Origin of the sequence: Gordonia sp. VNK1 (genome assembly GCF_040049135.1) — a bacterium.
GTDB classification, from domain to species: domain Bacteria; phylum Actinomycetota; class Actinomycetes; order Mycobacteriales; family Mycobacteriaceae; genus Gordonia; species Gordonia oleivorans.
Map to the genome: position 1 here is coordinate 1 of NZ_JBDZDJ010000049.1, position 6,620 is coordinate 6,620.

7 protein-coding genes are annotated in these 6,620 nt (G+C 66.0%); 3 read left to right on the forward strand and 4 right to left on the reverse strand.

Annotation, left to right across the window (positions count from 1 at the left end; translation table 11 throughout):
• Nucleotides 1–118: 118 nt before the first annotated feature.
• The 3 genes from ABLE94_RS26115 to ABLE94_RS26125 all read right to left on the reverse strand — a co-directional run bounded on the left by ABLE94_RS26115 (nucleotide 119) and on the right by ABLE94_RS26125 (nucleotide 3,155).
• Nucleotides 119–1,216 carry a heparin-binding hemagglutinin gene (locus ABLE94_RS26115; RefSeq protein WP_348807647.1) on the reverse strand — a complete coding sequence of 366 codons (1,098 nt, stop codon included), beginning with the start codon at nucleotides 1,214–1,216 and terminating at the stop codon, nucleotides 119–121.
• Between the two features lie 34 nt (nucleotides 1,217–1,250).
• Entirely contained in the window at nucleotides 1,251–1,745 is a 495-nt protein-coding gene (locus ABLE94_RS26120; RefSeq protein ID WP_425476291.1) for a helix-turn-helix domain-containing protein, read from the reverse strand.
• Nucleotides 1,746–1,808: 63 nt separating this feature from the next.
• Nucleotides 1,809–3,155: a DUF445 domain-containing protein gene (locus ABLE94_RS26125; RefSeq protein WP_348807653.1), complete on the reverse strand. Its 1,347-nt coding sequence runs from the start codon at nucleotides 3,153–3,155 to the stop codon at nucleotides 1,809–1,811.
• A 52-nt stretch (nucleotides 3,156–3,207) separates the two neighbouring features.
• Between ABLE94_RS26125 and ABLE94_RS26130 the strand changes: the two genes are divergently transcribed.
• The 3 genes from ABLE94_RS26130 (at nucleotide 3,208) to ABLE94_RS26140 (ending at nucleotide 5,754) form a co-directional block, all read left to right on the forward strand.
• The gene (locus tag ABLE94_RS26130; protein WP_348807648.1) at nucleotides 3,208–4,005 is read left to right on the forward strand and encodes a TetR/AcrR family transcriptional regulator; all 798 of its coding nucleotides are present in this window, start codon (nucleotides 3,208–3,210) and stop codon (nucleotides 4,003–4,005) included.
• A complete protein-coding gene (locus tag ABLE94_RS26135; protein WP_348807649.1) occupies nucleotides 4,002–4,793 on the forward strand; it encodes an SDR family NAD(P)-dependent oxidoreductase in 792 nt (263 codons plus the stop codon). Before ABLE94_RS26130 ends, ABLE94_RS26135 begins: the two co-directional genes overlap by 4 nt.
• Before the next feature lie 61 nt (nucleotides 4,794–4,854).
• Complete coding sequence (locus tag ABLE94_RS26140) at nucleotides 4,855–5,754, forward strand: polyphosphate kinase 2 family protein (RefSeq protein ID WP_348807650.1); 900 nt, start codon at nucleotides 4,855–4,857, stop codon at nucleotides 5,752–5,754.
• An 86-nt stretch (nucleotides 5,755–5,840) separates the two neighbouring features.
• Here ABLE94_RS26140 and ABLE94_RS26145 read toward each other — a convergent pair whose 3' ends face one another.
• Nucleotides 5,841–6,365, reverse strand: a complete 525-nt coding sequence (locus ABLE94_RS26145) for a hypothetical protein (RefSeq protein ID WP_348807651.1) — start codon at nucleotides 6,363–6,365, stop codon at nucleotides 5,841–5,843.
• Nucleotides 6,366–6,620 lie beyond the last annotated feature (255 nt).

Sequence of the window (6,620 nt, forward strand, 5' to 3'; positions counted from 1 at the left end):
ACCCTGAGTAATCACCGGAGGCCTCCTGAGTCTGCAATGTGGCTCTACCAGTGTGTTCTGGCAACCCACGTCTTGACTTGCAGCTCGAGGCCTTCGGCCCCGAACCTCCTCATACCGTCTAGGAGCGCGGTGTCCGCTTGGCCGGCGCCTTCTTGGCGGCGGTCGTCTTCTTGGCCGCGGTCTTCTTGGCCGGAGCTTTCTTGGCCGGAGCTTTCTTCGCGGCCGTCGTCTTCTTCGCAGCGGTCGTCTTCGCCGGAGCCTTCTTCGCGGCAGTCTTCTTGGCGGCGGTTGTCTTCTTCGCGGCGGTTGTCTTCTTGGCCGGCGCCTTCTTCGCGGCGGCCGTCTTCGCCGGAGTCTTCTTCGCGGCCGGTGTCTTCTTCGCAGCGGTCGCCTTCGCCGGGGCCTTCTTCGCGGCCGTCGTCTTCGCCGGTGCCTTCTTCGCCGCGGTCGTCTTGGCCGGAGCCTTCTTCGCCGCGGTCGTCTTGGCCGGAGCCTTCTTCGCGGCCGTCGTCTTGGCCGGAGCCTTCTTGGCGGCCGTCGTCTTGGTCGGAGCCTTCTTGGCCGGAGCCTTCTTGGCTGCCGCCTTCTTGGCCGCCGGCAACTCCGGAGTCGCAGCGGCCGAACTCATTCCGACGCCGCGGGCCGCGCGTTCGCCGACGAGCCGGGTCTGGGTGGCGATGGTGCCCAGTGCGTCTTCGGTGAGCGCGACCGCGTCGGTGTACACCTTCTCGAGTTTGGGAAGGTTCTCCTCGACCAGCGGTTGGGACTTGAGTTTGCCGAGGACCTCTTCGCTGCGCTCCGACAGCGACGTGAGCAGTGCGGCCGCGACAGCGAGGTAGGCGTCGGCCACCTTGCGAAGTTCTTCCGGGGTGAATCGGGCGCGCAGTTCGTCGATCTCCTCGGGCAGTTCGATCGGCAACGACGACAGCTTCGCCTTCGCCTCCTCGAATGCGGCGAGCGCGGCGGACAGAGCGTCGTCGACCTTCGACTGCGCACCCTCGACGGTGTCGGTCAGTCGGGCCTGGGCATCGTCACGTGACTCCGACAGCTTTTCCTGGGCGACGCCGATCGATTCGAGGACCTTGGTTTGCGCCTCGTCGACGGCGTCACCGATCTTCGCCTGCGCCTGCTCGGTGGCGGCCTCTCCCCGTTCGCGGAACTCGGTCAGCAGCGCCGACACCTGGCCGAGTGCGGTGGACAACGGATTCTCGGACATGCTCCTCCTGCGGTGGTGTCAGTCTGTCGAGCGATCACTCATGTGGGTCCGCCCCGGCGGCGTCGTCGACGCCGGCGGCATTTTCCTTTCGGAAGGATTCGTAGATCTCGAGCAACATCTGTTTCTGACGCTCGCTGATGGAGTCGTCGGCGATCAACGCGTCCCGCACCGGGCTGGCCGGTCGTTCTTCGAGGATTCCGGCCCGAACGTACAGCACTTCGGCCGATACCCGCAGGCCCTTGGCGATCTGGGCGAGTACGTCGGCCGACGGTTTCCGCAGGCCCCGTTCGATCTGCGACAGGTACGGGTTGCTGACGCCGGCCCGCTCGGCGAGTTGCCGGAGTGACACCTCGGCCGACAGTCGCTGCGATCGGATGAAGGCACCGATGTCCTGTGCGGCGGTGGCCACCGCATCCGAGGCGACGGCGGTGACCGCTTCGACGGTCTGCGTCACGCCACCCACGTCGTCACCGGCCGAGGTGTCCTCGTCCGGGGCGTCTGCTGCGTCGGGTGCCGGTTCGTCGCTCACTGGAGCCAGTATCGACTCAGGTGCTAACTAGTGCAAGCACTGCTGCATGCGGTCGTCGCCGGGTCAGTGGAAGATCAGCACCGAGATCGTGTAGATCGCCAGCCCGGCGAGCGAGCCGACGACGGTGCCGTTGATCCGGATGAACTGCAGGTCACGGCCCACCTGCAACTCGATCTTGCGGCTGGTGTCCTCGGCATCCCAACCACGCACCGTCTCGGTGATCACCGAGATCACCTCACGCGAGTAGTTCACGGCGACGTGATTGGCGACACGTGCGACCCACCCGTTCATCTTCTCCTGGAGGGGCCGATCGTCGCGGATGCGCCGACCGAGATTGATCGCCGCGTCGGCCAATGTGTTGCGCAGGGTGCTGTTGGGGTCGGCGAGCATCTGTTCGATGACGGCCTTGCCGGTGTTCCACGCCGTCGACGCGGCGTCGGCCACCTCGTCACTGCCGATCAGTTCGTGTTTGATGGCCTCGAACTTGGCGACCATCTCCGGGTCGTACTGCAGGTCGTGGGCGAACTGCTCGACGAACTGATGCATCGAGCGCCGCATCTCGTGATTCGGGTCGCTCTTGACCTTGTAGGTGAAATCGACCAGCTCGCGGTAGATCTTGTCGCCCATCAGTGTGGTGACGAACTTCGGTTTCCACGCCGGGCCGACATCGCTTTCCACGACCCGGTCGATCAGCGCCTGACTGCCCAGTGCCCAGTCGTGCGCTCGATCGCACAGCAGCTGGAAGACCGGTTCCAGACGCTCCTCGTCGATCAGCTGATGCAGGATGCGGCCGATCGGTGGCGCCCATTCGGGCTCGGCGGCCCAGCGCAGTGCGGCCTGGATGAACTGCTCGATGTCCTCGTCGCGCAACATCTCCGAGGCGAGTTTGATGGCGCGCGCGGCCTCGTCGGAGACACGTGGCGCGTTGGCCGGATCGGCGAGCCAGGTGGCCACCCGCCGGGGCAGGTCGAGTTGCTCTGCGCGTTCCTCGATCACGGCCGGGGTCATGAAGTTCTCTTCGATGAACCCGCCGAGCTGATCGCCGATGTCGTCCTTCTTCTTGCGGATCAACGCGGTGTGCGGGATGGGCAGACCCAACGGATGACGGAACAGTGCGGTGACGGCGAACCAGTCGGCGAGCGCGCCGACCATTCCCGCCTCCGACGCCGCGCGGACATATCCGACCCAGGCGGCGACGGCGTCACCGTCGCGGTTCTCGAGGTAGCGGGTGAACAGATAGATCACCGCGGCCACACCCAGCAGGCTGGTCGCGATGATCTTCATCTTGCGCAGTTCGCGGCGACGGCGCTCGTCGCCGGAGGAGCCTCCGGCTGCGAAGCCCGGCGAGTTGGCAGGCTTTGCGTGACGCCCCCCGGACGCGGCATGACGACCCGCGACGTCCCGACTCAGTGTTGACACCCATCCAGTCTTACCTATCGGCACCGACTACTCTGACCGGGTGATGGCAAATCGCCCCAACCCCGCGTCGGCGGCTCGTGCGGCGGTGTCGGCGGCGGCGAATGTGACGCGCGGCTTCGAGCAGGCCATCCTGGGCGCATCCGGCGACGACCGGGTCAAGCCGGACGGCCGGCGGCAACGCTGGGAAAAGCACAAGCAGGCCCGTCGCACCGAACTCACCGACGGCACCATGGCCGCGATCCGGGAACTCGGCGCCGATGTCGGCATGGACGAGATCGCCGGGCACATCGGTGTCTCCAAGACCGTGCTCTATCGCTATTTCAGCGACAAGAACGACCTCGGGGTGGCCACGACCATCCGGTTCTTCGAGACCACCCTGATGCCGCGGTTGACCGAGACGATCACCGACGACGTCGACGAGTACACCCTCACCCGCACGGTGATCAGCGTGTACGTGCACGCCGTCGCCGACGAACCCGAGTTGTATCGCTTCGCCATCTCCGCGTCGCCGACGTCGTCGGTGACCTCGGCGGAGTCGGAGAAGCTGGTCGCCCAGTTGCTGACCGCGACCATCATCATGCGTCTGGACGAACGGGGCGGCGACACCGCGGGCGCCCAGGTATGGGCCTACACCCTGGTGGGCGGCATTCAGCGGGCCGTCGACTGGTGGATGGCCGATCATCCGATCGCCGTCACCGAACTCATCGACTACCTCACGATGATGGTGTGGAGTTCGATCGTCGGAGTCGCCGGGGTGAACGGCTCCCGTGAGGCATTCATGACGGCGCCGCCGCCGCTGCCCGATCCCCTGGCCGACGCCGCCGCATCGGAGGCCGAGTGACCGAGCGTCGCGTCGCCCTGGTCACCGGCGGAAGCCGGGGCGTGGGACGGGGTGTGGCCACCGCGCTCGTCGACGCCGGGTGGACGGTTTATGTGACCTCGCGTCGCGGCGTAGGCCCCGACGGCACCCACGCACTGGCCTGCGATCATCGCGACGACGCGGCCGTCGCCGAGGTCTTTGCGACGATCTCCGGCGCGGCCGGGCGCCTGGATCTGCTGGTGAACAATGCGTGGGCGGCGCCGAAGGGATTCGGCGGCTTCTCCGAGCCCTTCTGGAAGCGCCCGGTGTCGGATTGGGACACGCTGATCGGTGTCGGCCTGCGCGCCCACTACGTCGCGTCGGTGCATGCGGCGCGGGCGATGGTCGACGCCGGGTCGGGTCTGATCGTCAACATCTCGTCGTTCGGTTCCCGTGGGCATCTGCATTCGGTGCTCTACGGCATGAGCAAGGCCGGGCTGGACAAGATGGCCGCCGACATGGCGACCGAACTCGAGGGCACCGGCGTCACCGCGATCTCGTTGTGGCTCGGCCTCATTCGCACCGAGTTGCTGCTCTCGCTCGGGGTCGACGAGTTCGCCGGTTTCTCGCTGAGCCGCGCCGAGGACCCGGAGTTCGTCGGTCGGGTGATCGCCGCGTTGGCCGACGACCCGGCGTTGGCGTCGCTGAGTGGACACACCGTCATCGGCGCCGAGTACGGACGCGATCACGGGATCGTCAACAACGATGGTGCACAACCCGATTCGCACCGCGAAGCGTTCGGCGGCGGCGGACTGTATCCGCCGAAGTGAACGCCCACCTCCCCACCGCCCGGTAGGCTCTCCCCCACGTCGACGAGGAGGTCGTGAGGCAATGGGCAAGAACGGCAACAAGAACGGGCACGCGAAGTCCCCGAAGTCCACGACCGGCTGGTCCGCGCCGCCGACCACCGCCCTCCGGGTCGCCCACACCGGACCGATCGCCGCCTTCGACGCCGACTCGACCCCCGGATTCGACGGTGACCGCGAACTCGGCGAGACCCTCCTGACCGAACGCGGCGCCGCCCTCGCCGACCTGCAGGAGTTGTTGTACGCGAACGGCCGCGCCGGCGATCGCCGGTCGGTGCTGCTGGTCCTGCAGGGGATGGACACCGCGGGCAAGGGCGGGATCGTCCGCCACGTCGGCGGTCTTCTCGATCCCCAGGGACTGGCCATCAAGGGTTTCGGCAAGCCCACCCCGGAGGAACTCCAGCATGACTTCCTGTGGCGCATCCGCAACGCGCTGCCACCCGCCGGACGCATCGGCATCTTCGACCGCTCACACTACGAGGACGTCCTGCCGGTCCGAGTGCACAATCTGGTACCGGAGTCGGAGTGGTCGGGGCGCTACGACATCATCAACCAGTTCGAGTCCGAGCTGGTCGACGCCGGCACGACGATCATCAAATGTGCTCTGGTGGTGTCGAAGTCGGAACAGAAGGCACGTCTGACCGAACGTCTGGAACGGCCGGACAAGTACTGGAAGTACAACCCAGGCGACATCGACGAACGCGCCTACTGGGATCAGTACCTCGAGGCGTATCAGGCGATCTTCGACCAGTGCGACTCCGATGACGCGCCGTGGTATCTGATCCCGGCCAACCGCAAGTGGTTCTCCCGACTCGCGGTCTGCGAACTGCTCATCGACGCACTGTCCGGACTCGACTTGGATTGGCCACCCGCAGATTTCGACGTCGAGGCGGAGAAGAAGCGAGTCGCCGCGCTCGACGTCTAGCAGGGTGGGAGTTGCGCGTTCGACTCCCAGATACACGGAATGCATTGCGTGCACAGGGGAGTTGAGCAAGCGATGTGGTCCCGGATCTAGGGTTTCGCTTCGCCGATCAGTTCGGCCGCGATCTCAGGCGGGACAAGGATATTGGGGACCACACTGACGCGGCCTGCATCGGTGACCAGACACAGGCTGGTCGCACGCCGGTCGACGCGCACGATGCGACGACGATTGATCGCGTCGTAGGCGCTTTCGGTGCCGGTTACCACGGCGTCCGGCTTGTACTCGGCCCAGACCGACTCTCCCACCGGCAACGCACGATTCCAGCGAATGAACGGATCGACGAGTCTCGCAGCCACTATCACCGCCCAGGTGATGAGGACCCCGACGGCGACGCCGACACCCACGTCGCGACCCGCCCACTGTGCGGCACAGAACCCCAATATCGCACTCGAAGCCACCGCCTGCGCGATCGTCCCCACCAACGAACCTGCCGACGCGGCGAGATCGTCGCGGGCCAGACCCCTCGTGAGGGCGCGGTCTACGACACGGGATACCCGCGTCACGTCGACGTACTTCTCCACGGTACTGGTGCCATCAAACTCTCGATACGCCATAGCGGATTACTGTACCGACGGTCCGCACCCAGGTTTCCTCAGCACACCCTCAACGATGAGTCCGATTGGTGTGCATATGATCTCGATATCCAGAAAGGATCTGCTCAGCACGTCGGCGAGTGCGGCGGACTAGCTGATATGTAGGTACCTCTTGTCAAGGGGCGTGTCGGGTTTCCGGCATTGGTTGATGCCGGGGAGAGGGTTGGTCACCCGCCGCTGCGACTGTGGTGGTCGTTGCTCACGACGGTCGTGTCG